Source organism: Neptuniibacter sp. QD48_55 (assembly GCF_047778115.1).
Lineage (GTDB): Bacteria > Pseudomonadota > Gammaproteobacteria > Pseudomonadales > Balneatricaceae > Neptuniibacter.
Genome location: NZ_CP180555.1, coordinates 3140443 through 3166924 on the forward strand (window position 1 = coordinate 3140443; position 26482 = coordinate 3166924).

The 26482-nt window shown below is 46.0% G+C and carries 25 protein-coding genes; 3 read left to right on the top strand and 22 right to left on the bottom strand.

The window, feature by feature from the left end; translation table 11 throughout:
• Positions 1–93: 93 nt before the first annotated feature.
• The 14 genes from ACMXYW_RS14675 to ffh all read right to left on the bottom strand — a co-directional run bounded on the left by ACMXYW_RS14675 (position 94) and on the right by ffh (position 15379).
• Positions 94–1896: an EAL domain-containing protein gene (locus ACMXYW_RS14675; RefSeq protein ID WP_415904540.1), complete on the bottom strand. Its 1803-nt coding sequence runs from the start codon at positions 1894–1896 to the stop codon at positions 94–96.
• 124 nt (positions 1897–2020) lie between these two features.
• Positions 2021–2890, bottom strand: a complete 870-nt coding sequence (gene nfo / locus ACMXYW_RS14680; protein WP_415904541.1) for a deoxyribonuclease IV — start codon at positions 2888–2890, stop codon at positions 2021–2023.
• Positions 2891–2973: 83 nt separating this feature from the next.
• A complete protein-coding gene (gene recJ, locus ACMXYW_RS14685) occupies positions 2974–4707 on the bottom strand; it encodes a single-stranded-DNA-specific exonuclease RecJ (protein ID WP_415904542.1) in 1734 nt (577 codons plus the stop codon).
• On the bottom strand, positions 4707–5525 hold the full coding sequence (locus ACMXYW_RS14690; RefSeq protein WP_415904543.1) for a YdcF family protein: 819 nt from the start codon (positions 5523–5525) through the stop codon (positions 4707–4709). Before ACMXYW_RS14690 ends, recJ begins: the two co-directional genes overlap by 1 nt.
• A gap of 91 nt (positions 5526–5616) precedes the next feature.
• Positions 5617–7011, bottom strand: coding sequence for a threonine synthase (thrC, locus tag ACMXYW_RS14695; RefSeq protein WP_415882548.1), 1395 nt, complete (start codon positions 7009–7011; stop codon positions 5617–5619).
• A 12-nt stretch (positions 7012–7023) separates the two neighbouring features.
• Positions 7024–8325 (bottom strand): homoserine dehydrogenase, encoded by a 1302-nt coding sequence (locus ACMXYW_RS14700; RefSeq protein WP_415904544.1) that lies wholly within the window; start codon positions 8323–8325, stop codon positions 7024–7026.
• Between the two features lie 192 nt (positions 8326–8517).
• On the bottom strand, positions 8518–9258 hold the full coding sequence (locus ACMXYW_RS14705) for a DsbC family protein (RefSeq protein WP_415899343.1): 741 nt from the start codon (positions 9256–9258) through the stop codon (positions 8518–8520).
• 87 nt (positions 9259–9345) lie between these two features.
• On the bottom strand, positions 9346–10191 hold the full coding sequence (xerD, locus tag ACMXYW_RS14710) for a site-specific tyrosine recombinase XerD (RefSeq protein ID WP_415901135.1): 846 nt from the start codon (positions 10189–10191) through the stop codon (positions 9346–9348).
• Between the two features lie 105 nt (positions 10192–10296).
• Positions 10297–11691, bottom strand: a complete 1395-nt coding sequence (locus ACMXYW_RS14715; protein ID WP_415904545.1) for a hypothetical protein — start codon at positions 11689–11691, stop codon at positions 10297–10299.
• 183 nt (positions 11692–11874) lie between these two features.
• Entirely contained in the window at positions 11875–12231 is a 357-nt protein-coding gene (gene rplS / locus ACMXYW_RS14720) for a 50S ribosomal protein L19 (protein ID WP_415882552.1), read from the bottom strand.
• A gap of 17 nt (positions 12232–12248) precedes the next feature.
• Positions 12249–12998 (bottom strand): tRNA (guanosine(37)-N1)-methyltransferase TrmD, encoded by a 750-nt coding sequence (gene trmD / locus ACMXYW_RS14725; protein ID WP_415904546.1) that lies wholly within the window; start codon positions 12996–12998, stop codon positions 12249–12251.
• 3 nt (positions 12999–13001) lie between these two features.
• Positions 13002–13535, bottom strand: coding sequence for a ribosome maturation factor RimM (gene rimM, locus ACMXYW_RS14730; protein WP_415899345.1), 534 nt, complete (start codon positions 13533–13535; stop codon positions 13002–13004).
• Between the two features lie 27 nt (positions 13536–13562).
• Positions 13563–13811 carry a 30S ribosomal protein S16 gene (gene rpsP, locus ACMXYW_RS14735; protein WP_415882555.1) on the bottom strand — a complete coding sequence of 83 codons (249 nt, stop codon included), beginning with the start codon at positions 13809–13811 and terminating at the stop codon, positions 13563–13565.
• A gap of 155 nt (positions 13812–13966) precedes the next feature.
• The gene (gene ffh / locus ACMXYW_RS14740; RefSeq protein ID WP_415899346.1) at positions 13967–15379 is read right to left on the bottom strand and encodes a signal recognition particle protein; all 1413 of its coding nucleotides are present in this window, start codon (positions 15377–15379) and stop codon (positions 13967–13969) included.
• 221 nt (positions 15380–15600) lie between these two features.
• On the opposite strand from ffh, the gene ACMXYW_RS14745 reads away from it, so the two are divergent.
• Positions 15601–16386 (top strand): inner membrane protein YpjD, encoded by a 786-nt coding sequence (locus tag ACMXYW_RS14745; RefSeq protein WP_415904547.1) that lies wholly within the window; start codon positions 15601–15603, stop codon positions 16384–16386.
• A gap of 97 nt (positions 16387–16483) precedes the next feature.
• Entirely contained in the window at positions 16484–17755 is a 1272-nt protein-coding gene (locus ACMXYW_RS14750) for an HlyC/CorC family transporter (RefSeq protein WP_415904548.1), read from the top strand.
• A 61-nt stretch (positions 17756–17816) separates the two neighbouring features.
• Here the strand turns inward: ACMXYW_RS14750 and ACMXYW_RS14755 are convergent, their stop codons facing one another.
• From ACMXYW_RS14755 to ACMXYW_RS14770, 4 genes are read right to left on the bottom strand one after another with little or no spacing between them, the layout of a single operon-like run.
• Positions 17817–18116: an MTH1187 family thiamine-binding protein gene (locus tag ACMXYW_RS14755; protein ID WP_415899348.1), complete on the bottom strand. Its 300-nt coding sequence runs from the start codon at positions 18114–18116 to the stop codon at positions 17817–17819.
• A gap of 6 nt (positions 18117–18122) precedes the next feature.
• The gene (locus ACMXYW_RS14760; protein WP_415885970.1) at positions 18123–18314 is read right to left on the bottom strand and encodes a DUF1289 domain-containing protein; all 192 of its coding nucleotides are present in this window, start codon (positions 18312–18314) and stop codon (positions 18123–18125) included.
• A 4-nt stretch (positions 18315–18318) separates the two neighbouring features.
• Positions 18319–18843, bottom strand: a complete 525-nt coding sequence (locus ACMXYW_RS14765; protein WP_415904549.1) for a gamma carbonic anhydrase family protein — start codon at positions 18841–18843, stop codon at positions 18319–18321.
• A gap of 8 nt (positions 18844–18851) precedes the next feature.
• Complete coding sequence (locus ACMXYW_RS14770; RefSeq protein ID WP_415904550.1) at positions 18852–19460, bottom strand: CoA pyrophosphatase; 609 nt, start codon at positions 19458–19460, stop codon at positions 18852–18854.
• Between the two features lie 184 nt (positions 19461–19644).
• On the opposite strand from ACMXYW_RS14770, the gene ACMXYW_RS14775 reads away from it, so the two are divergent.
• Positions 19645–20202 carry an NUDIX hydrolase gene (locus ACMXYW_RS14775; RefSeq protein ID WP_415904551.1) on the top strand — a complete coding sequence of 186 codons (558 nt, stop codon included), beginning with the start codon at positions 19645–19647 and terminating at the stop codon, positions 20200–20202.
• Positions 20203–20215: 13 nt separating this feature from the next.
• Here ACMXYW_RS14775 and ACMXYW_RS14780 read toward each other — a convergent pair whose 3' ends face one another.
• The 4 genes from ACMXYW_RS14780 to ACMXYW_RS14795 form a co-directional block, all read right to left on the bottom strand.
• Positions 20216–23047, bottom strand: a complete 2832-nt coding sequence (locus tag ACMXYW_RS14780; RefSeq protein WP_415904552.1) for a cache domain-containing protein — start codon at positions 23045–23047, stop codon at positions 20216–20218.
• A 251-nt stretch (positions 23048–23298) separates the two neighbouring features.
• Positions 23299–25110, bottom strand: a complete 1812-nt coding sequence (locus ACMXYW_RS14785) for a V-type ATP synthase subunit A (protein ID WP_415904553.1) — start codon at positions 25108–25110, stop codon at positions 23299–23301.
• Positions 25110–25799: a DUF2764 family protein gene (locus tag ACMXYW_RS14790; RefSeq protein WP_415904554.1), complete on the bottom strand. Its 690-nt coding sequence runs from the start codon at positions 25797–25799 to the stop codon at positions 25110–25112. The genes ACMXYW_RS14785 and ACMXYW_RS14790 overlap by 1 nt, the downstream gene beginning before the upstream one ends.
• Positions 25799–26482, bottom strand: coding sequence for an ATPase (locus ACMXYW_RS14795; protein ID WP_415904555.1), 684 nt, complete (start codon positions 26480–26482; stop codon positions 25799–25801). Before ACMXYW_RS14795 ends, ACMXYW_RS14790 begins: the two co-directional genes overlap by 1 nt.

The following is a 26482-nucleotide window of genomic DNA, read 5'->3' on the forward strand; positions in this document are numbered from 1 at the left end:
TTAACCAGCTCATCAAGCCAATTGATCAAGACATTTAGAAATGAAGAAGGAGATGTTAGCCCTGAGTAACAGGGCTAAGATAGAAATTTAAGCTTACGCAAAGCACCTTAAGCTATCGGCTACCGATGTAGTAATACAACGCCGACGGGATACAAACATTGCGCTCTCGATAGACTTTTTAGCTTCTTTTTTGGCCATTGCCGCAAGCTCCGCCACCTCATGAAAGCTGTTACAACAGCAAGGATCAGGGTGAACAACACCGACAGCTAAGCCCAAAAATGAGAAAAAGGTGCGATTATCCTGACGATCACTCGCCCAGATTCCACCCGCTTTGAGATCCGCATCGCAGTAGAAGCCTTTTACAGCTTTATCGAACTCGCGAATGATCCGCTCACAACTCAACTGCCAATCAGGAGAGCGATAGATCACCACAAAGTCATCGCCCCCAACATGGCCGATGAAATTTGAATCATAAGAGGCATGTTGCACCAGTAATTCGCCCAACAAGCGAATCACCTGATCCCCTTTGGAATAGCCGTAGCAATCGTTAAAGGGTTTAAAGTTATTCAGATCAAAATAAGCGACATGAAAGTCTGCCGATTGATTAAGCAACGCATCCACTTCGTTATTGATCGGGACATTACCCGGCAAAAGCGTCAGCGGGTTGGCGTATTGCGCATTTTGTACTTTGAGTTCGGTTAAGCGCTTCAACAGATCTCGCACATTACCCATACCAACATAGAGATCGTTCTGGGTAATAACCAAATCCTGCTGGATCTCATTCTGCTCATTCTCTGTGATAAGCCGAGAGACCTCATCCAAGCTCATCCCGGCATCCACAATAAGAACGTCATGGGACAAGATCCGCTCGACCGGTTTCGTACCATAAAGCGCTCGACCATATTGGGTAGAGAAAAGCTCAAACAAACTGGACCTTCTCACTACACCTTGGGGTACGCCTTCATGCACAACCGGTAGAGAGCTTACTTCGGGGTGCGTCCTAAATAGGTCACTCACCGATAGCACTGTATCTTGAATCGAAACGGTTGGGGCGTTGCGCAATAGAGAGTGAGCCGTCTCACAGTTCTCAACTCGAGGGGCATTTGCAGATTCGTAGACATCAACAACTGGAGGCTCTACTGTTTGCGGCTCTGGGCTTGGATAACCAAGGTAAAAACCTTGGCCAATATTGATCCCCAGCTCTTTGATCGTTTTGACTTCTTCTTGACGTTCAATCCCTTCAGCAATGACTTTGCAGCCCATGGTATTACTGATGTTATAGATCGATCGTACAAATTCACGTTTCACCGGATCACTATCAATATCGGAGATAAAATGGCGATCAATTTTGACGTATTCAGGTTTTAGCTCCGACCACAATTTCAAGCCAGAGTAACCTGTTCCCAAATCATCTACCGCTACTTGGAACCCCATATTTCGGTAGTGCTCAACGGCAGCATGAGTCAGGCCCTGCTGATCAAAAGGATGCTGCTCGGATAACTCAATAACAATATCCGAAATAGAGATACCCAGCTCTTGTAGCAGCTCAGCTGTAAAGCCTTCGGTGTGCTCTGGCGTCCCTAACAAAGAAGCACTGATATTAAGAAAGAGCTGCCCACCAGGGTTCAACTCTGCAAATGCTTCAAGGGATTTGCGTCGAGATAACAACTCAAGTGTATGTAACAAATTGTTTTCAATTGCCGTCTGGAACAACGCGCCAGGCGAAGCCATAACCGTACCCGCAGGTCCTCTAATTAAGGCTTCATGACCAATAACAACATTGTTTTTTAAATCAACAATCGGCTGAAAATGTGGATAAAGTGATTCTGATTCTAAAATATCGAAAAGATACTTACGACGTGACTCAGCATCCACTTCATTTGTTGCAAGCAACATACTACTCACCTGTGACGCATTACTCTTAGACGCACAGGCTAGCGATAAAGGATGACACTTAAGTGACAGAAGCAAAAAATCTACTATTTATATGGGTGGATAACTGCCCAAATATTAGACAAGCCTAATCAAGCTCGCCTAATGTAAACTGTCTCAGCATCTGAATCTCTTCTGCCCAGATCGTCTCATCAATCGTTTCCAGCACTAACGGTATCCCTCGGAAACGATCATCACGCATAATGAATTTAAAGACCTCTAAACCGATCTCTCCCTGACCTAGACTGTGATGGCGATCCAAACGCGAGTCTAAACCACCTTTAGAGTCATTCAGGTGCATACCTTTAAGGTATTCAAAACCGACGATCTTGGCGAAATCTTCGAATACCTCAGCACAACTCTCTTGAGTACGAATATCGTAGCCAGCCGCAAACATGTGACAAGTATCAATACACACACCTACGCGGCTCTTATCTTCTACTTGATCAATAATGGCGGCCAACTGCTCAAAGCTAAAACCAAGGTTGCTTCCTTGGCCCGCTGTATTTTCAATGACCGCCACAACGGATTCAGTTTGCGCAATTGCCCAGTTAAGCGACTCAGCAATCTTAGCAATACACTCCTCTTCACTGATCTTGCGCAGATGACTACCCGGATGAAAATTAAGATAAACCAAGCCCAACTGCTCACAGCGCTGCATCTCATCTAAGAAAGCATCACGAGACTTCTGCAACGCTTCCTCTTCAGGATGGCCCAAGTTAATGAGATAGGAATCATGAGGTAGAATCTGCTCCGGCTTAAAATTTAGCGCAGCGCAGTTTTTCTTAAATGACGCGATCGTCTTGGAATCTAAAGGCTTTGCCACCCAACGCCGCTGATTTTTAGTAAAGAGAGCAAATGCATTCGCTTCAATTTCTTTAGCATTAAGCGGGGCGTTTTGCACACCTCCACTGGCGCTCACATGCGCACCAACGTAGTAAGGCAGTAGATCAGACATCAATTATTCACTTCAGTGTAGATAGGAAAGCAGCAATTTAGCTGCTTCCATTTAAGAATCAGAAAATAGAGACGGCAAAGATACTACTCAGGCAGCAGATGATCCACCAGCATTTGTACCGATCGTTTACCGCGGAACTCATTTACATCCAAACGATACACGGCTCTGACTTGAGTGATATCCTGATCCGGCCATAGTTCCATATCAGCGTTAAACTGAATCGCATCCACAGCTAAACCAGAAATCGGCTCCATCAACACCATTTTCAGATGCCTTTGACCAACCACTCGTTGCTGGATCAAGGTAAATTGACCATCAAACAGCGGTTCAGGGAACTGATGCCCCCAAGGACCGGCATCACGTAACAGCTCTGCTAACTCGATCGTCATATCTGCAGAGGTAAGCTCACCATCGGTTAACACCTCTTGCTGGAGGTCTGACTCACTTAATTGACGTCTAACTTCTTCATCAAAAGCGTTTTGAAACAGCTCTAGATCTGTAGCTTTGATAGTTAATCCAGCAGCCATGGCATGACCACCAAACTTACGCAAAAGCGATGGGTATCGCGCAGCAATCGCATCTAAACCATCTCGTACATGAAAACCTGGAATTGATCGTGCAGAGCCTTTTAACTCGCTTTCATCGCCTTGAGCAAAGGCAATCACTGGGCGGTGCGTTCGATCTTTAATCCGAGAAGCCAGAATACCGATCACCCCTTGGTGCCACTCAGGCTCATACAGAGATAGGCCATAAGGAAGCTGCGCTGAGTCCAGTTGCAGCTTATCGAGCAGATCGAGCGCTTGTTGCTGCATCTCCTGCTCTATCCCCTTACGCTCCTGATTAAGATCATTCAGCGTAGCGGCTAACTCTTTGGCTTTCTGTTCCGATTCGGTCAGCAAACACTCGATGCCGATCGACATATCCTCCAGACGGCCAGCTGCATTTAAGCGTGGCGCAATAGCAAAGCCAAGATCAGATGAAGCCACTTTATGCTGCTGACGACCTGATAGCTCGATTAATGCCTTCAGACCCGGCCTGCAGCGCCCTGCTTTGATACGTTGTATACCTTGATGAACTAGCACACGGTTGTTTTGCTCTAAAGGCACAACATCCGCGACCGTTCCTAAAGCCACAAGGTCTAAGAGCGAACCTAAATTAGGGCTCGGCAGCCCATTTAAGTTAAACCAATCTTTTTGTTGTAGCGTTCGGCGCAGTGCAATCATCACATAAAAGATCACACCGACACCGCAGGTAGATTTAGCGGTAAAATGGCAATCAGGCTGATTTGGGTTAACGATGGCACAAGCTGCTGGAAGCTCTCTCCCTGCCAAATGGTGATCCGTAACGATGACATCTAAACCCGCAGCATTGGCCGCTGCAACGCCCTCGATACTCGAAATACCATTATCGACGGTTATCAACAGATCAGGGGATTGTTTGAGTGCTTCCGCTACAATCTCAGGGCTTAGGCCATAGCCATATTCAAAGCGGTTAGGCACCAGATAGCCTACCTCTGACACACCCATCATTCGTAGCGCTAAAACAGCAACCGAAGTACTGGTCGCACCATCACAGTCAAAATCACCAATAATTAAGATTTTTTCGCGGTGCTCTAATGCCCTAACTAAACGGTTAACCGCCCCATCAATACCTGCCAAGCCACTATCGGGCAAAAGCTCATTCAAGGTTCGCCCAAGCCCTTGCAAATCATGCACTCCACGTGATGCATAGATACGGGCTAAAACTGGATTTACCTGCTGAAACACAGGTACAGATGTATCGACCTGCGGTCTAGGTGAAATATTTAACTGCTTCATTAGTTCTCTAATTCAATGGTGCTAACAGGTGCAGGGAACAAGACGTCTGTTTTCTCAGAGTAGTGGTATGCCAATAGCCCTATCCACTCCCTTACAGCAGTGTTAAAGCCATTCATATTCTTGTTCAGGCCGGGGTCAAAACGCATTGTACCGACGCGATAATCAACAGGGAAAGGGATAACATCAATCCCCGCTTTACGATACACGCCAACCGAACGCGCCATATGGAAGGCTGATGTCACTAATAGCCACTTACCTTCGACCTGACCCTCAGCATTCGCGATCAAATCCTTGGTATAGATGGCATTTTGAAAAGTATTTCGCGAATCCCGCTCGATCGTTACACGCGATCCCATACCCTGTTGATGCAACCATTGTTCAGCCACATCTCCGCCTCTAAATTCAGGCGCTAGAATGGACCCAGAGCCGCCGGTAAAAACAACTTTGGCATCTGGATAACGCAGCATTAAGCCCGGTAACGCCATTAAACGGTCTGCAGCCTGATTAAACTCAGGCCATTGTGTATGGGAGGACATCTCCGCATTTTCACCACCTCCCAGCACAATAATCCCAGCGATAGGCTCTTTAATTTCGGATAATACAGGTTGTGGAAAGCGCTGTTCTAACGGTTCTAAAAGATAATTAGCCACTGGGTATACGCTAATTGTTAGCATGGCCAAAACAGAAGTCCAGACTAGAAAAACACCCAACGCCCTGCGCCATAAGAACAGGCCAAACAGCAGCATTAGCAGTAAAAGATGATCCGGTTGCGCGACAAACCATAAGATCTTTGAGAGAAGAAAAAACTGATCAGCCATGTCTATAGGCCCCTGTATTTTTATTTTTTTGTCAGACACAAAAAACCCGACGTTAACGTCGGGTTTTGAGAATATCATATCTGATTAATAGTTACTCAGTGTGTACATGACTCGCAACATACTGCTGGACAGTATTCAGATCATTATCTAACACTTCTAGCTTCTCTTCACGTTCGAACAGATCAGCCATATGCGCAGGCAGTTGCGGTGCATCCAAACCCGCTTTAACCACTGGCTCAGGGAATTTAACCGGATGTGCTGTTGATAGAGTAATCATTGGCACTGATTGATCACGGTTACATTCACGACCCGCTTTAACACCAATCGCTGTATGTGGGTCTAGAAGATATTCTGTCTCTTCGAATACCTGCTTGATCACATCACAAGTTGTCTCATCATCGACTGCATAGCTATCGAATAGTTCGCGAACTTTTTCCCAACGAGCGGGATCTAGTTCAACAGACTCTTTCGAGAAACGTGCCATTAGATCACTGATCTCTTCACCGTTACGACCGTATACATCAAACAGCATACGTTCGAAGTTAGAAGACACCATGATGTCCATAGATGGAGATAGCGTGTGAACCAACTCACCTTTAGACATGTCGTTACCGGAGATAACACGGTGCAGAATGTCATTTTTGTTAGTTGCAACAACTAGCTGCTTAACCGGCAAGCCCATCTGCTTCGCCAAGTAACCTGCGAAGATATCGCCAAAGTTACCTGTAGGTACAGAGAAGCTTACTTCACGGTGAGGACCACCCACAGCCAAAGAAGCAGAGAAGTAGTAAACGATCTGAGCCATGATACGCGCCCAGTTGATCGAGTTTACTGCACCCAGCTTCATGCCTTTCAGGAAGTCCTGATTAGCAAAGCTGTCTTTAACCATCTGTTGGCAATCATCAAAGTTACCTTCCAGCGCGATATTAAAGACATTGTCTTTAATGATCGTCGTCATCTGACGACGCTGAACTTCTGATACGCGGTTATGCGGATGCAGAATAAAGATATCTAGGTGCTTGCTGTGGCAGCAGCCTTCAATCGCAGCAGAACCTGTGTCACCGGAAGTTGCTCCCATGATCACTAAGTGTTCGCCACGTTTCTCCAGTGCATAGTCCATCAAACGGCCTAGCAACTGCAGTGCGAAGTCTTTAAACGCTAGTGTCGGGCCATGGAACAGTTCCAGAACCCACTCGTTAGTACCTAGCTCTTTCAACGGTGCTACAGCGATGTGATTGAAACCGGCATAGGTTTCATCAATCATCTTTTTAAGATCAGCATCGTCGATGCAATCATCAACGAATGGCTTAATTACATTGTAAGCAAGCTCGTTGTACGGCAAACCAGCCCAAGAAGCGATCTCTTCTTTGCTAAATGTTGGCAGTGTTTCTGGTACGTATAGACCACCATCACTTGCCAAACCAGCCAGCAAAACCTCTTCAAAGTTCATTGCCGGAGCCTGTCCCCGGGTAGAGATATATTTCACGGGGTTTACTCCTTAACTATCAAAGTGCTCAGCACGGATACGTGTAACCGAACCATTGATTTCATCTAATGCTTCGATCTGAGCGATTGCATCATTCACTTTCTGCTCAAGAACAGACTGAGTCAGGATGATAACTGGCACCTGATCTTCAGTAGTTTCTTTCTGGATAATCGCTTCGATATTGATATCTTGCGCACCTAGGATGCTAGAGATCTTAGCTAGCACACCTGGTTTCTCCTGTGCGTTCATGCGCAGGTAGTAAGCAGATTCTGTTTGCTCGATTGGCAGAATCGGCGCATCAGATAACTCAGTTGGCTGGAAAGCCAAGTGCGGTACACGGTTGTCACGATCAGCGGTTAGCGTACGGACAACATCAACGATATCAGCAACTACAGCAGAGGCTGTAGGTTCAGCACCCGCGCCTGCTCCGTAGTACATAGTTTGACCGACTGCATCGCCGTCAACTAGAACAGCATTCATCACGCCGTTTACGTTAGCGATTAGCGCTGACTCAGGGATCAGTGTTGGGTGAACACGCAGCTCAACACCATTGTCAGTGCGGCGAGTGATACCTAGATGCTTGATGCGGTAGCCTAGTTCTTCAGCATACTGCACGTCTTCACGTGTAATTTTGCTGATGCCTTCAGTGAATGCTTTTTCAAACTGTAGCGGTACACCAAACGCCAAAGACGCAAGAATGGTTAGTTTGTGAGCAGCATCGACACCTTCGACATCGAACGTTGGATCCGCTTCTGCGTAACCAAGCTCTTGTGCTTCTGCCAACACATCTTCAAATGCACGACCTTTGTCACGCATTTCAGTCATGATGAAGTTACCAGTACCGTTGATGATACCCGCCAACCAGTTGATCTTGTTTGCAGAAAGGCCTTCACGGATCGCTTTGATGATCGGAATACCACCCGCAACAGACGCTTCGAACGCAACCATTACGTTCTTCTTCTGAGCCGCTTCAAAGATCTCGTTACCGTGAACCGCAATCAGTGCTTTGTTTGCAGTTACAACGTGCTTACCGTGCTCAATTGCTGTCAAAACCAGCTCTTTAGCAACGTCATAGCCACCGATCAGTTCAACGACAACATCGATTTCTGGATTTTTAGCTACAGCAAAAATATCGTTGGTAATCTGAGTGCCTTTGGTATCGCAATCTGGGTTTGTGTCGCGAGCACCAACCTCTTCAACAATAATCTTGCGGCCTGCTCGACGAGCAATCTCTTCCGCATTGCGCTTCAGCACATTAAATGTGCCACCACCGACTGTACCTAGTCCGCAGATACCAACTTTAACCGGTTTCAAACCTGCACCTCGCATGCTGTTGAACTAAAAAAAACCGCGATAGCCTCTTTTTTTCAGGCAATTACCGCAATCTACAAAAAATAAGGCGGGTATTATAGCCAAAACAAGGCAATAGCTCTATCTCTGAGCCCATTATGACCCAACAAATAAAAAAGGAGGCCATATAGCCTCCATCTCAGTAACCGCAGTGGGTTATTTTTCAAGATCTAACAGGTTAACCAACTGCTGCGCTGGTGCATAACCTGGGTACAAACGACCATCTTCAAAAATAATTGCAGGCGTACCTGTCACACCAACAGACTGACCCAACTGCAGCTGATCTAATACAGGGTTATCACAAGTCTTAACTGCTGGGCGAATGCCTGATTTAGCTTGATCCATAGCTTGGCGACGGCCTTCAGCACCTTCAGCACACCAAATTGATACCATGCTTTTAAAAGTACCGGTACCTGTTCCATTACGAGGGTAAGCCAAGTAATTAACTTGAACGCCTTGCTCATTGAGAGCAGGAATCTCTGCATGCAGTTTACGGCAATATGGACAATCTACATCTGTAAAGATATTCACAGTCGCTTTTACTTCACCCTTAGGCTTATAAACAACTAACTTTTCTTCATCTAGATTAGCCATCTGAACTTTGCGCTGTGCACTTTTCTTACGTTCAGTCAGATCAACAAAGCCTTCTTTGTCGGTGAAGCGATAGAGCTTACCAATAAGAAAATATTCGCCCTTTTCATCAGCATACAAAACTTCACCACTGTTTAACTCGACCTCACGCAATCCAGTTAAAGGCGCATCGCCAATCTCTTTCACGACGATACGAGCATCTACTTTCTTAAGGTTCTGCTCAATAAGCCCTTCAGCTTCTGCCGCCATTACTGATGTCGCTACACACGCCCAAAGACAAGCAAACGTTTTAAATAAGTTTTTCATAAAATTTCCAAATCTAATAAAGCTCAGACTTATTCCGATACCAAGAAGAGACTCTCGATCTCACGAAAAGTTCCACAGTCTAGCAGATTAACCTCGAGGGTGATGCTGTTGATGTAAGGATTGCAGTCGCTGCTGTGCTACATGGGTATAGATCTGCGTGGTTGATAGATCACTGTGGCCCAACAACATCTGAACTACACGTAGATCAGCACCATGATTGATTAAATGAGTTGCAAAAGCGTGTCTCAAAACGTGTGGTGATAATGGTTTATCAATACCTGCGGTTAAGGCATGGCGTTTGACTCGATGCCAAAAAGTTTGCCGCGTCATCTGCTGACCACGTCTACTTGGAAACACTACATCACCAACCTCTTCACCCATTAAAAGAGGGCGTACTTGTGCATCGTAGCGCTTCACCCAACTAATAGCCTCATCACCTAAGGGCACAAGGCGCTCTTTACCGCCTTTACCCATGACGCGAATCACCCCCTGATTAAGATTCATTTCATGGACTTTCAGAGAGACCAATTCAGAAACACGCAATCCAGTTGCATATAGAACCTCCAGCATCGCGCGATCTCTAAACTGCACTGGATCATTTAGCTCTGGCGCCTCTAGCAAAGCTTCGACATCGGTCTCAGTTAAGGTTTTTGGCAGACTACGACCTTTTTTCGGGCTTTGAATTAATAGCACAGGGTCTTCCTCTATCTCCCCTTCTCGAAGGAGATATCGGTACAAGCCTCGCAAGCAGGATAACATTCTGGAAGTTGAGCTCGGCCTTAACCGTTCTTTTACTCGCCACCCAAGGTAAGCCTGTATATCGGCCTTTGTACAGGTAAGTAAACGAACTGCATTGGGACGTAGCCAAATGGCAAACTGAGTTAGATCACGTCGGTAAGACGCTAAGGTATTATCACTTAACCCCTTCTCCATCCAAATCGCATCTAGATAGGTATCAATTAACTGCGCATCCTTGGGATGCACAGTCTCAGCCTCACGTTTTGCTACCACTTATACTCCAAACGTCAGACTAACGTACTAATGATATAACTGCGCACTTTGAATTTTATCGTAAGCCACAGGGTAAGTCGCAGTTCCGCGCCCACTTACCAAACGATGTTCTACAGTAACCACTGCATCTGTCACAGCAACCAAACGCCCCTCTACTTTCCTTCCAAAATAGGTGTAAAGAATCACTGGTTTCCCTATATGGCCACCTAACTTTTCAACTTCAATTTTTTTGAATGACTTCTCTACGGCTTTTTCCGGTTTAGGTCGTTGATATATAGGAGCTTTAGGCTTTTCTTCGGGCTCGACAACCTTTTCGATCTCTTCACCCAGAACAAGCTCAGGCGGCTCTTGGCTTTGCATCAACTCTCGAAGCAGGCGCTCCCCTTCTGGGTCCGGCTCTGACCATTCCAGCCCATCTAAAGCAACATACTTTTTACTAAACTCGACGTAAGGGTTTAACTCGCGCACCAAATCGCTTGGTGTTTGAATCATCGCCATAGACTGTAGACCAAATCCCTTAGGTACATCCACACGCAGGTATAAAGAGCTTCCTGGATTATTTAGACCTTCAAACGCATTAAACAACTCATCAGGAATTTTCCAACCTTCATAAGCCAAACGCTTTGAAAGCAATCCCTTATAACGTTCACGATAGCTCTTAACCGGTTCTTTATTTAAATTCGCACAGAATTTATTACGCTTTTTGTTATAACCACGATCGAAATATCGCGCCTCGATATGCTTAAGCTGCGGCTGAGCAAACACGATTGACTGCATATTTAATGTTTCACTCGCGACTTTCAGAACCAACGACATGCTCATATTTGCGACCTGTTTAGTCCTACTTTGCAGATCAAAATTCAGCTCTTTATCGAGAGGATCAAAATGGTATTGGAAGGAGACATCAGAATTAAGATTGCCATAGCCCATTTTGCGAATCTCTGGCAGACCTATAAATTCCAAACCTCCGCAAGCTAGGGCGTCATAGCTTTGACCAGCTTCGCGTTGCGCCTCTAGGGCAATCCGTCCCCAATCCTGCATATAGCCGCTATTCAGGTTGATATTGAGGCCCTTGAGATCGACATTAAATGCATCAGGCAACTCTCCCTTAGAGAGTTTTTCCTCTAAATCGAGCACAAAGCCCCATGACGGCGCCTTCAGCACAGCAGATTGAACCCCTATTTCACCCTCAGAACCTGTTGGGACAAATGAGATACCTTTAAGACCCACTTGAGCTTCTACAAGGTCGATATGAATATCTTGATAGGTCATTTTTGCAAAAGGAGCGATGTCCTTTGCGAAGCTTTCCGCTGCAGTAGAGACCTTCCACCAAACAAAACCGTACACAGCGGCGAAAAGCGCAATCGGTGCAAGAATCACCAATAGCACAGCGGCAATTTTTTTAATCACGTTAACTTGCATAAACCTTAGCCCCGAAAGCTCTCCCTATATGCACGGAACCCTAATGATAGTTGTTATTATGGGTGGGAATTGGCGAATCTGTCCAACCCTTTATCTATTCGCTTGACGCTTCTCAACGAATAACCAAAAAACAAAAACAAAAAAAGCGGCATAAAGCCGCTTTTTTTAAGAGAGGAAGATGAATTAACCCAACTTCTCTTTGATACGTGCAGACTTACCGCTACGCTCACGTAGGTAGTAAAGTTTAGCCTGGCGAACATCACCACGACGTTTAACTTCAATGCTATCTACAGTAGTGCTGAAAGTCTGGAAAGTACGCTCAACGCCCACACCGTGAGAGATCTTACGTACAGTGAAAGCAGAGTTCACACCACGGTTACGTTTGCCCAGCACTACGCCTTCGAACGCCTGTAGACGTGTACGGTTACCTTCAACTACTTTTACCTGAACTACAACAGTATCACCTGGTGCGAATTCTGGTACTTCTTTGTTCATTTGTTCAGCTTCAAGCTGCTGAATAATTAGGTTCTTGCCGCTCATCGCTTGCTCCTAAACATTCAACCTTCGGACCCTTGGGTCTCCCGGATAAAATCGGTTAACAATGACTTTTGTTCAGCGTCCAACTCAAGATCTTCTAGCAAATCAGGCCGGCGTTGCCAGGTTCTTCCTAATTGCTGCTTCAGACGCCAACGTCTGATCTCTTTATGGTTGCCACTCAACAACACTTCAGGCACTTGCATATCGTCGAACTGTTCTGGTCGAGTATAGTGAGGACAGTCTAGCAATCCATCATGAAACGAATCTTCTGTAGCTGAATCCTGATGCCCTAAGACCCCAGGCACTAAACGTGAAACTGCATCAATCATAGTCATGGCTGGCAATTCACCACCACTGAGGACAAAATCCCCTAACGACCACTCTTCATCAATTTCAGTTTCTATCAGGCGTTCATCAATACCTTCATAACGCCCTGCTACCAGAATCAACCTCTCACGCGAAGCCAGTTCCTGTACACCCTTATGATCCATGCGACGGCCCTGCGGTGAGAGATAAATTACTTTAGCTTCTCCACCCGCAGCAGCTTTGGCTGCATGGATAGCATCCCTAAGAGGCTGAACTTTCATCAACATTCCCGGGCCACCACCATAAGGTCGGTCATCTACAGTTTTATGCTTATCGTGTGCAAAGTCTCTAGGACTCCAACACTGCATCTGTATCAAACCATTTTTCACCGCTTTACCTGTTACGCCGTAGCAACGAATTGCATCAAACATTTCAGGAAAGAGTGTCACCACCCCGAACCACATGGTTCAGAACTCTGGGTCCCAATCGACCCACATAGCACCTGTTTCCAAGTCAATCTTTTTAATCACCTGATCAGGAAGATAAGGCAACAGACGCTCTTTTTGATCAATGCTGTCTGCTGTACCTTTCACAACCAATACATCATTTGCACCGGTTTCCATCAGGCGGATCACCTTGCCTAACAATTGGTCAGACTCGGTATAAACTAATAGGTTTTGTAACTGGCTCCAGTAGTACTCACCCTCTTCCAAAACTGGAAGCTGGCTTGCTTCAACCGCAATATCTAAACCACAATATTTAGCGGCGACGTCGCGATCATCAACACCGGCCAGTTTTGCAATCAGACCTTTACCATGACGCTTGCTGGCTTCAACCTCTACAGGCTTTAATACACCACCAATTTTTAATAGCCACGGCTTGTAATTGAAAACATTCTCCATTGGATCAGTATGCGAGTAAACTTTTACCCAACCTTTGATCCCATAGACTGCAGTAATTTTTCCGACAATGAGTTGTTCATTATTTGGATTACTGCTCATTTTCAATCCTGATCAAAAACCTAAAAATTACTTAGCTGCTTTAGCTTCTTTTACTAACTTAGCTACGCGCTCAGAAAGCTGTGCGCCTTTGCTCTGCCAGTATTCAACACGATCAAGATCGATACGAAGACCTTCTTCTTGACCACGTGCAGTTGGGTTAAAGAAACCAACACGCTCAATAAAACGGCTGTCACGCGCATTACGCGAGTCCGCTACTGAGATGTGATAGAAAGGACGCTTCTTAGCGCCACCACGAGACAAACGAATTATTACCATGCGTTAGACCCTTTTATTGAGTGGGTTTTGATATCGCCCACTGTTTGATGAACCAATCTGGTTTTAACGCAGATCGGACCGGAAAAATCAGGGCGGCAATTCTACGCGAATTTGCAGCCCTAATAAAGCCATTTCGTTTAATAAATGCGCAATTATTACATACGCGGGAAGCCGCCAGGACCACCCATGCCGCCCATACCACCTGGGCCACCGCCCATTCCTGGTGGAAGCATACCTTTCATACCACGCATCATTTTCGCCATACCGCCTTTGCCGCTGAACTTTTTCATCATTTTCGACATCTGTTTATGCTGTTTAAGCAGGCGGTTAACATCTTGCACCTGCGTACCCGAACCCATCGCAATACGCTTTTTGCGGGAACCAGAAATGATATCAGGCTTACGACGCTCCATCGGCGTCATAGAATTAATGATCGCTTCCATCTGGTGCATGCCTTTCTCGGCATTTGCAGCATCAGCCGCTTGCGCCAACTGCCCCATACCCGGCAGTTTATCCAACATGCCCATCATTCCGCCCATATTCTTCATCTGAGAGATCTGTTCACGGAAATCTTCTAGATCAAAACCTTTACCTTTTTTGATCTTCTTAGCGAATTTCTCTGCTTTCTGCTTATCGATCTTCTGCTCAGCTTCTTCGATAAGAGAAAGAACGTCACCCATACCTAAGATACGGGAAGCGATACGATCCGGATGGAATGGCTCTAAAGCGTCAACTTTTTCACCTACACCCAAGAACTTAATTGGCTTACCGGTGATCTGACGAACAGAAAGTGCCGCACCACCACGGGCATCACCATCCGTTTTAGTCAGAACCACACCGGTCAGCGGCAATACTTCATTAAACGCTTTGGCAGTATTAGCAGCATCCTGACCTGTCATCGCATCGACAACGAACAGAGTTTCGATAGGATTAACCGCTTCATGCAAACGTTTAATTTCACCCATCATATCCTCATCGACGTGCAAACGACCTGCAGTATCAAGAAGAACAACATCATGGTGCTGGATACGTGCATGGGCAATTGCAGCATTCGCGATATCAACTGGATCTTGTTCAGCCGTTGATGGGAAGAAATCAACCTGTACTTCACCCGCGAGGGTTTCTAGCTGTTTGATCGCGGCTGGACGATAGACGTCAGCAGAAACAACCAAAACCTTTTTCTTTTCACGCTCACGCAGGTGGCGACCAAGTTTAGCGACAGAGGTAGTTTTACCTGCACCTTGAAGACCCGCCATCATCACAACAGCAGGAGGCTTAGCTGCTAGGTTCAGCTGCTCATTAGCCTCACCCATAACCTTGACCATCTCTTCATTGACGATCTTCACGAAGACCTGACCCGGCGTCAGACTCTTAGTTACTTCGGTACCTACCGCGCGCTCTTTAACGCTGTTTACGAACTCTTTAACAACAGGCAGCGCCACGTCTGCTTCAAGCAGCGCCATACGCACTTCACGCAATGTGCCCTTAATATTGTCTTCTGTCAGTTTCGCCTGACCCGTGACTGAACGTAGCGTATGCGTAAGTCGTTCTGTTAAATTCTCAAACATGTCCTGCCCCACACTTCCTCTTCACAGACAGCCTTTAAAGGCCCATTAAATAGAGGAAATCGATAAACTTGGATTAATAATCGCAGTATTATAACGCACTCCAAGCATCCTTAGCAGCCCCTCTTCTTTTATCCTTCTTCTATCTGTGACAAACTAAGGCTCGATTTACACTCCACCCTGTAAACACTGTTCTCCAGGAACACTGGACAGAAGAGACGAAGATGTTATCCATTTCTACATTAATTGCCGTTCTGCTTTACTCAACCGCAGGTTTTTTACAATGGCAAATAATGCGCGGAGATCGCAAACAATCTCGCTCTATCAATCAGTTCTTAGGTCTTGCGGGGCTGGTAGCGCACACAGCTGCGATTTTTTTAGTTTTACACCAACCGGGCGGTATTAACCTCAGCCTATTTAGTGTTGGTTCACTGATTTCTTGGCTGGTAGCGGGTTTAGTATTACTCAGCAGCTTACGCCAGAGCATAGACAACCTATTTATTGCCGTATTCCCAATGGCAGCCATGACGGTATTAGCTACTTGGGTGGCAGGCGTAGGCGATGGCAAAGCCTACGATGCAGGATTAATCCTCCATATTCTGTTGTCTATCTTGGCTTACAGTATTTTCACTATAGCTACGATCCAAGCTATTTTGCTTTCACGCCAAGTTTCAGCACTTAAGCATCACCACACGCGCGGATTAGTGTCCTCACTACCACCATTACAAACAATGGAACGTCTATTGTTTGAGATGCTTTGGACAGGATTAACACTACTTACTGCAGCACTCATCACTGGATTTATATTCTTTGAAGACCTCTTTGCTCAGCATCTAGTGCATAAAACTGTACTTTCCCTGATCGCTTGGGGACTCTATGCCATCTTGTTATTTGGCCGAAATAGCTTTGGCTGGAGAATCAATGCAGCCATCCGCTGGACGATCACAAGCTTTGTGATTCTGGCGATCGGTTTCTTTGGCAGTAAAGCCGTAATGGAATGGTTTATCTGATATCCAGATAAAAGCACGCATTATTCGAGAGTATGGCTTGACACTCTAAGAGCCACATTTAAAAATATCCCTCCATTACTAATATAGGCATACCGTCTTGGAAGACGCATCGATAAGTTTTCTTTTGGGAGTCCTTGGCTTCCTGATTCTCTGTTCCGCTTTTTTCTCTAGTTCCGAAACAGGCATGATGTCGCTCAACCGATATCGCCTAAAACACTTAGTTAAGAAAAAGCACAGCGCCGCTATTCGCGTCAGCAAACTCCTTGCACGACCAGACCGTCTGATTGGCGTTATTCTGATCGGCAACAACTTTGTAAACATCCTTGCTTCGGCTATTGCCACTGTCATCTGTGTTCGCCTATGGGGTGACGCCGGTATTATGGTTGCCACCTTTGGCTTGACTGTATTGATCCTTATCTTTGCAGAAGTATCTCCAAAGACGATGGCTGCAATTCATCCTGAGAAGATAGCTTTTCCTGCTTCTTTAGTTCTGGCGCCGCTATTAAAACTGATCTATCCGCTTGTATGGATCATCAACGGTATTACTAACAACTTCCTTAAGCTTTTTGGTGTAAATGTAACCGGTGATAACAATCATCACCTCAGCACTGAAGAGCTGCGCACGCTGGTACACGAGGCAGGCGCACTACTTCCGCAAAACAACCAGAACATGCTACTTGGTGTTTTAGAACTATCAGAAGTAACTGTTAATGATGTCATGGTGCCACGTAACGAGGTGCTGGGCATCGATCTAGATGATGACCTTGATACGATTATCGCGCAGTTAAGCCGTACCGAGCATACTCGCCTACCAGTCTATCAAGGTGAGCTGAACAAGGTTGTTGGCCTACTGCACATGCGCAACCTAGCGCAGGTTTTCCACAGTGGCACAGTAACTAAGGCGGCGATCCTTCAAGTAATCAGAGAGCCTTACTTTATTCCGGAAAGCACCCCTTTGCAGACGCAACTACTGCATTTCCAATCTCAAAACCGCCGTATCGGTATGGTTGTTGATGAGTATGGTGACGTACAAGGCATTGTGACGCTGGAAGACATCCTAGAAGAGATTGTGGGTGAATTGTCGTCGAACAACAAAGAAGCAGATCAAGATATCTTTTTACAGGAAGACGGAAGCTACTTTGTTGATGGCACGGCTTATATCCGTGATGTAAACAAAGCTCTGGATTGGGAACTACCAACTGATGGCCCGAAAACTATGAACGGCCTGATTACAGAAACATTGGAATCAATTCCTGATGCTAACGTTTGCCTGCAGTTGGAACACTACCGCATAGAAACACTACAAGTCAGCGACAATGTGATTAAAACCGCTCGCATTATCGCCCTACCTAAACCGGTAGAAGAATAGAGTTCAGAAGACCGACTCCCTTGGTAACTGTTTTACTAAAGGGAGTCATTTATCCGAGCGTCTAACTAAGTTTGGATTGAACGCTATCAACCTTATCCTGCATCGTTTGCTCTCTATCTGTACGCGTACCTAAGCGCATTGAAGTCGTTATTCTCGGCGCGCCCATCTCATGTACAACTTCATGACATTGTTTCACCGCCAACATCACCTCATCCCAGTCACCTTCCACATTAGTGCCATACGCATGCATCTGGTGACTTAGACCTGCCTCGTCAAAAACCTTCTGGCAAGCCGCCACATATTCAGATACTGAGACACCGACACCTAAAGGGACGATGCAGATATCAATCATAACCTTCATGTGGAATTACTCCGGCAACTGACCTTGCTCACGCAACTTAATCTTTTCCCAAACAGCGCGCTTTTCGTCATTTGAATAAACACCCCATTCAGCAATCTCGATACCACTTCGCTGACAGGCGATACATAAGTCATTTTCATCAAGCGCACAAACACCTACACAAGGGTTTGGCACAGGTTTGTTCTCTTGCTCGGTCATACTTCTACTTCTGAACGGTTAATTCTTTCTTAAATCGACGCATATTTTCGACGTAGTGAAGCGCATTCTGCCGAATGCCTTCCACCTGCTCGTCACTCAACGTACGTTTGATAACAGCAGGCGAGCCCACTACAAGCGAGTTATCCGGTATTTCCATCCCCTCCGGTACCAATGTTTTAGCACCGATCAAGCAACCTTTACCAATTTTGGCTCCGTTTAAGATAACGGCACCGATACCGATAAGCGAGCCATCACCCACTTCACAGCCATGAAGCATCGCCATATGCCCAACAGTCACATCACATCCTATGCTCATCGGGAAGCCACTATCGGTATGCAACACCGAACCATCCTGAATATTACTTCCTTCGCCAATAACTATCGGATCGTTATCGCCACGGATAACAACGTTAAACCAGATAGAAGCACGATCATGCAGCTCTACATTGCCGATAACAGTCGCGTTATCCGCAACAAAGTGCTCTTCACCCACTAACGAAACAGCTTGCTCACCTAACGAATACAACATAGTCCCCCTCAAGACCCACTGGTGAAATGACGAACCTTATGTTCGGGCCGAGGCTTCATTGGAATGTTAGCCCCACAGCCTTCATTTAATAACTCTGCCAACACGTAGGCAGTTAAACCCCAAATTATATGACCATTAAACTCCCATGCTGGAACATAGATACTTTGATTTTTAAAACGTATCTCATCCGTTGCATAACGATTATCCGCAAGAAAAAAACTCAACGGCACAGTAAATATCTCATCGAGTTCAGCGGAATTTGCAGTAAATTCAATATCTGACGGAATCACGCCTACCCAGGGGGTCACCTGCAAGCCATGTTTAGATCTCACCTGCCCCAATTGCCCAATTACATCAACATGCTCAGGCGCTAAACCAATCTCTTCTTCAGCCTCACGCAAGGCGGTAAAAAGCAGATCCGTATCAGTATCATCATATTTACCGCCTGGGAATGCTATTTCGCCACTATGAGATGACAGGGTTGCCGAGCGTTTGGTCAACACAACATGAGGATCGTCATGATCGGTCAAAGCGATCAAAACACTGGCTTTAGGCGATGTGTCTGGCAAGCTGCGTGGTTCAAACCCCACTAAGCGCTCGCGGATAATTGTGAGCATAAGCGTATCTTTTAAAAATGAAGCTCTGCTTAGATTAAAAATTATTTTATAGCTTAATAGTAACAGAGCTATTGAGTGAACAGCCAAGAGAAACTTGGCTCTCGCTTTTTAACCTCATGGTGATAATCTAGGCTACTCATGCATTTCTTGCCTTTAGATAGACGGACTAACCTAGGTTAATTGAATGAACTACTGCCCAAACTGCGCCGGCACACTTACTTTCAGCGTTCCTGAAGGGGATCACCTTCCTAGGCATATCTGTAACAACTGCAACACTATCCATTACTCAAACCCAAAGGTCATTACCGGTTGCGTGCCGATCTACCAAGATAAAGTCCTACTGTGCAGACGTGCCATTGAGCCTCGCAAAGGCTTTTGGACCTTGCCTGCTGGTTTTATGGAGAACAATGAGTCCACTTTAGAAGGCGCTATGAGAGAGACTCGTGAAGAGGCAAATGCTGAAGTTAAGATTAGTCACCTCTATACAATCACTTCGATCGTGCATGTAAATCAGGTACAGATGCTCTATCTAGCTTATATGGACAAACCGGAGTATTCGATCAGTTCAGAATCATTGGAAGTTGAACTGTTTAGTGAAGAAGAGATCCCTTGGGATGAGCTTGCCTTCCCAACCATCAAGAAGGCACTAACTTATTACTTTGCCGATCGTAAAAACAACCACTTTCCTTTACGTGAAAATGTTGTAAACCGCTCTATGCAGCAGCCCAAAGAAGCGGTTTAACACGACCTAATTTCTAACTAAAATAACGCTCAGTTACTGCATCGGCAGGGATCGGCTTCTCGTAGTAGTAACCTTGCCCTTCCATACAGCCTGCCTGAGCGAGGAACTCAGCCTGCTCGGCTGTTTCAATACCTTCCGCAACTGTAATCAAGCCAAAGTGACTCGCCACATCGATAATTGCAGCACTAATTGCAGCATCATCAGGGTTACCTGGCAGATCATCAATAAAGGCACGGTCAATCTTCAGCTGATCTAGATTAAAACGTTTCAGATACGCCATACTGGAGTATCCCGTACCGAAATCATCCAATGACAGCTGTACACCTAGCGCTTTGAGGTCGTGTAACAACTGCAAAGTTTTATCCTGATCATGCATCAAAGTACTTTCTGTGATTTCTAGCACCAATGAAGCAGACTCAATCCCCGACTGCATTAATGCTTCCTTCACTTCTTCCACCAATTCAGGTCTAAATTGACGGACAGAAACGTTCACAGACATGGTAAACGGCTGATCAGATTGTTTACCCCACTCAGCCGCTTGCTGACAAGCCTGCTGTAACACCCATCCCCCGATTGGCAGGATCAAGCCGGTTTCTTCAGCCAGAGGAATAAAGTTATTCGGTGGCACCAAACCAAGATTTGGATGCTGCCAACGAATCAACGCCTCGCAACCTGCTAAAGATCCATCGGATAGGTTCACTTGCGGTTGGTAATAAAGCTCAAACTCTTGATGCTCAATCGCCTTACGCAGTGCAATCTCAACCTGCAGACGCTCTGAAGCACGTCGATTCATTTCAGCAGTGTAGAACTGATAGTTATTGCGCCCCTGATTCTTAGCAAAGTGCACAGCGGCATCAGCGTTACGCAGCAACTGATCGAAATCATCACCATCATCAGGGAAAACTGAGATACCGATACTTGGTGTAATCATCAAATGACTATCACTTTGCAACGGTTCAGAGACTCGGTGAATAATACGCTCACATAAGTTAGCGGCCTGCTCTAAATGCTTCAAATTAGGCAAAAGAACACTGAACTCATCGCCACCTAAGCGGCTCACTGTATCTTCTTCACGTACCTCATGCTGGATGCGCTCAGCGACCATCTGCAGAATCTCATCACCAAAGCGGTGACCAAGACTGTCATTGATATTTTTGAAGTTATCTAAGTCGATATACAGAAGCGCAAAGCGCTGCTTGGTCGCCCTACAACTAAGGGAGATGGTTTGATCAACCTTATAGCCAAGCAGACGTCGATTAGGCAGGTTGGTCAAAGAATCGTAGTCAGATAGATAACGTAGTTTATCTTCTACTTCTTTACGCTCCGTCAGGTCAGTAATGGCAGCGATATAATTCTGAACTTCACCTTGTTCATTGTGCGATGCACGAATAGAGAGCCATTGCGGGAAAATTTCGCCATTCTTACGGCGGTTCCAAATATCACCACCCCAAGCACCTTTGGCATTAATTTCATCCCACATATCCTTGTAGAAATCAGCACTGTGCTGGCCCGATTGCAGCAAGCGCGGGTTTCGCCCCACCACCTCATCAGCGGAATACCCTGTGATTTCGACAAAGGCATCATTCACAGCTAGCAGACGGCAATCAGCATCCGTTACCATAATGCCTTCACTGGCGTTATCGAACACTCGTGAAGCTAAAAGAAGAGCATTTTGTTTATTTTCAATCTCGCTCTGATATTTACCAAATTGACGGTTCAACCAACCAGAAAAAACAAACGTCAGCGATAGGGTGGCACAGGTTGCTAAAAACAGAAATGCATAGATCTGAGCACGATCCTCACGCATGGTCTTTTCAACCATCTCTTTCTGCTTTTGCATCAATTTTTTAATATCATCAGGATAGAAACCACCAACCAAGACCCAGCCTAAATCCGGCACAGTTTCTACTAACGATATTTTGGGATGTGGTCCTTCGCCGTTAGGGTAATACCACTCATATTCGATGAAACCACCACCGCTTTTAGCCGTTTCATAGATAAGATCGAGCACCTTGCGCTCTTTCTTACTTATTTTGGTGTTGGGGTTGTCCCCTGTCAGAGAGCTGACACCCGCAGTCGAGAGCAGATTGCCCTCTGTATCAAACACAGCCAAATAGCCATTTTCGCCGAAACGGATCGTCTCCAAACGCTTTAACGCCTGTTCTTTCAGATCATTCTCTATTTGGTAAAGATAATCGCCCGCACCAATAATCCAGCGATAGGGCTCAAACGCTTTCACAAACGCGATCTTTTCAGTCATCTGAGTTTGGTCGTGCGGTGGATACCAACGATATCGAGAGAACCCTTCCTTTTCAGGATTCTCAACCGCATCCAACAAACCACGCATGATGAAATGCCCGGTATCGTCCTGATTATCATACAGAGACTGCCCCTCAACTCCGGGGGAAGTCGGCAATAGAATGCAGATACCTTGGTCGTCGTCGATAAAGATATAACCACGACCATTAAAAAAACGTAGATCACGCAAACTCTCTCGAATAAGCGCTTTAACTTCCGTTTCTGGTCTTAGCGGAGATTCACGATCGTAGATGGTTTGCGCGATGGTATGCGCTTTAAGGACTTCTTCACGAGATTTTTGCTTCAGAATGGCTTCTGCCTGAGCCACCATATACTGGATATAGTCTTTTGCACCATCAATCTCAGTGATCAGATGCTCTCGCCCTTTGTCCATAAACTCCTTTTCTAAGGAAGCTAGGCGATGTTCACTATCTCGTTGGTTTTTGTATAAAAAATGCGTAGCAACGGCTGCTAATAGCATTACTGCTATGGCAACTGAGCCCCAAAGAAGGTAACGCGGCAGAGCACCTACATTAGTCGGTGTCATAGAGACAGAACTCTATAATTGAAACGATGGATAGAAACCGCATCTACTTTTCCATCGCGATAAAGCCGATTGGCTGCGCACATCTAATAATTGGCCCAATACAAACAAAAAGAACCGACATAAAACTGTAACATAATTTGTCAACAAACAGACCATTCATCCGGTCAAAAATTTGATCTAGGTCAAACTACCATAATTTATAGCACCCTACAAAGAACAGGGACTTAAATTTGGACCAGTACAGATGTGGATTAACGCAGCGTTATCTTGGCATTTATCTCATCCAAATAGCGTCGGTAATCGGGGCTATCGGTGCGGCTATAATTCAGGTTTCTGAATAGTCCTGTGAGGGTTACAAAAAAATCCCTAACCTCAGATTTATCCTTAAAGTCATGCGTCGATGTCAGTACTGTTCTTAATAGAGTAAACAACGCCTGCTGGCGCTCGATGGGAGCCGATATATCGACATCATCAAAAGCATCCTGCTGCAAATAAACCTGATCTAAACAGATAGATTTGTGATAGAGAATATAATCCTGCAGGGTAACACCCTCTTCGCCGGTTACCTGCATCATCTGCTGCACCGCCTCACCTTGATCGAGCAACTGCTTCATCTCTTTCACCTGAGACACCCACTCTTCGCCTAAATGCTCGGCATACCAATCGGCAAGTTGGTCTAAATAGCGCGACCATGAAATCAACGGATCTACAGCAGGATAGGCACGCTTATATGCGCGTTCGGCACTCAAACCTAAAAAGGTCTTCACTGTACGCAAGGTTGATTGGGTAACCGGCTCTTCAAAATTACCTCCAGCAGGAGAGACAGTGCCAATCAGAGTAAGACTCCCCATTTCTCCGGCATTGTTTTCAATCAAACCCGCACGCTCATAAAGCGCCCGCACAGCAGAATCCAAGTAGGCTGGAAAAGCTTCCTCTCCCGGAATCTCCTCTAAACGCCCCGAGGTTTCTCGCATCGCCTGAGCCCAACGCGAAGTAGAGTCGGCAATCAGCAGCACGTTATAACCCATCTGACGATAGTATTCAGAGATGGTGATCCCGGTGTAGATCGATGCTTCACGCGCTGCCACCGGCATGGATGAGGTATTGCAGATAATCACAGTACGATCCATTAAGGTCCCACCTTTCGGATCTGGCATATTTGGAAACTCAGTGATCGTTTCCACCACCTCCCCGGCGCGTTCACCACAGGCCACAATCACTACGATATCGACATCAGAAAAACGAGATATCAAACCTTGCAACACTGTTTTACCTGCACCGAACGGTCCCGGAATACATGCGGTTCCACCACGAGCAACAGGAAAAAAAGTATCGATAAGCCGAATAGAAGTAAGCAGCGGTTCTTGTGGATAATGCCGTTTACTTTTCCCCGACCTAAGTAAAGGCTCACTCACCGGCACACGCACTGGCCACTTCTGCTGCATAGTGACCTCAATCTCATCTCCGTGCTCAAGACGGAGACGTGCCACTGGCGTTGTGACCGTGAAACTCCCCTCCTGAATCCAGCTGATCTCTGCCTCACCGTAGAGGTTAAACGGTGCCATTATCCGATGTTTAAATCGCCCCTCTTGAACATTGCCAATCAGATCACCGGCTTTAACACGATCGCCAACTTTAATACTGGGCTGGAAAGCCCAGTGCTGTTGTTGATCAATCCCTTCAACTTCTAACCCTCGAGGAAGAAAGAAGCCATTCTGCGATGCAATGATCTCTAGAGGGTTCTGCAAACCATCGAAAACCTGCCCCAACAAACCAGGCCCAAGAGCTACCGAAAGCATATCGCCACTTTGCCTAACAGGGTCCCCAACAGCTACACCGCGGGTATTTTCAAATACCTGAACATCTGCCTCTCCATGACGCACCCGAAGCACTTCCGCCTGCAAATACTCCTGCCGTCCATCCATAGCGGTCCGAACAGGGCAGATATATACCACCTCATTTTTCAGAATCGGATAAAACACACCCTCGTCACTTTTACCCAGTTCGATGGTGACAATGTCATCTCGTACTGCAACTACCTGAGCTGTAATCTTTTGATCCACTAGACCTCCCCCTGAGCTAACTGTTGCTCTAGGCCTGTAATTTCCAATAACTGTAAATTTGCCCGCTTAAATTCGGTCAAGGCAGCTTCTGCCTCATAATTCAGATGGCGTTCGGCAATGACCCAACGCAACACAAAACATGCTAGCGCCTCGAAGTTAAACCTATGTTGTTTCTCACAAAACGCTAGGTCCTGCCACAACCACTGATTTAAGGTTTGCTCCACCAGTAATGCATCCTCTTTCGCTAAAACACGCTGCAAAGGCTGTAGCTCTGGACACACTTCCTCTAAGCCAAATCCGGGTTCAAACCAATGTTTTCGAATACGTGGCAACCATCGACCTACGCCATAAAACAACGCTGAGTTTTCCATACCCGCTGAACGACTACGAAGTGCAGCCATCAACGTTCGCAGCTCCAAATGGAAAAGAATACGCTGACGCAGGGCTTCGCTATTCACCTGATTAAGTTGATCGGTCCACTGCTGCACAACCTCTCTATCCGTCGATCCTCGTAACACCTTCTCATCGGGATAATAAAGATGCTCAATCAAAGCTAGCTGCTGTCTATCAGCATCGGTCAGCATGGTTAAACGCTGATCCAATGCTATACGCGATAGCGGCATCTGCTTACACTGCTCTAGATCAGGTAGCCAAGGGAGCGCTGTGATTAAGGTGTAATAGTCGGACACTAGCGAATCACTCCCTCAATGATCGCTCTGAAGCGAGGCTGAAGATGCTTTAACAACAGCTTAGAGATAGCTTCACTACTGAGATCCACTTCCACTTCCTCCCCTTGCAAACGAACACGAATCCCTTTGCCTTGGTGAAGATCAAAACTAACTCCATCTCGCATCTGTTCAGCTGCAAGTGATTGCACAAACTGGCTCAACTTGCCTTCGCGGTACTCTTTAGGATTACGGCGCAACTCATCCAAGCCGATGTAATCATCCGGCAGAAGCAGCTCTATTTCCTCAGCATCAGCGATGCCATGATCGTGGCTTGCCTTAGCCACCAGCGACAGAATTAAGCTACGCATAAATTCAGCATTATCCATCTGCTGCGCAACCAAACGCTCCACTTGATCGGTAAAAGAATGAGATAGGGTTTCTCGAACTTCCAGATGCATATCACGCGCTGCGATCTTTAACGCATCTTCACCAGATTGCTGAAGTTTTTCCGCTTCTTTGCGTGCCTTACTGACGATCTGCTCCGCTTCTTGCTTCGCTTGCGATAGCAACCAATCCGCACGATGTTCTGCTTCCTCAACCAAGGCTTCAGCTTCATGCTGACCTTTTTCAACACCCTGCTGACGTAACTTCTCGATCAGCTCTTCAACGCCTGAAGACGCATGAGTTTTATGTTCATTACTCAT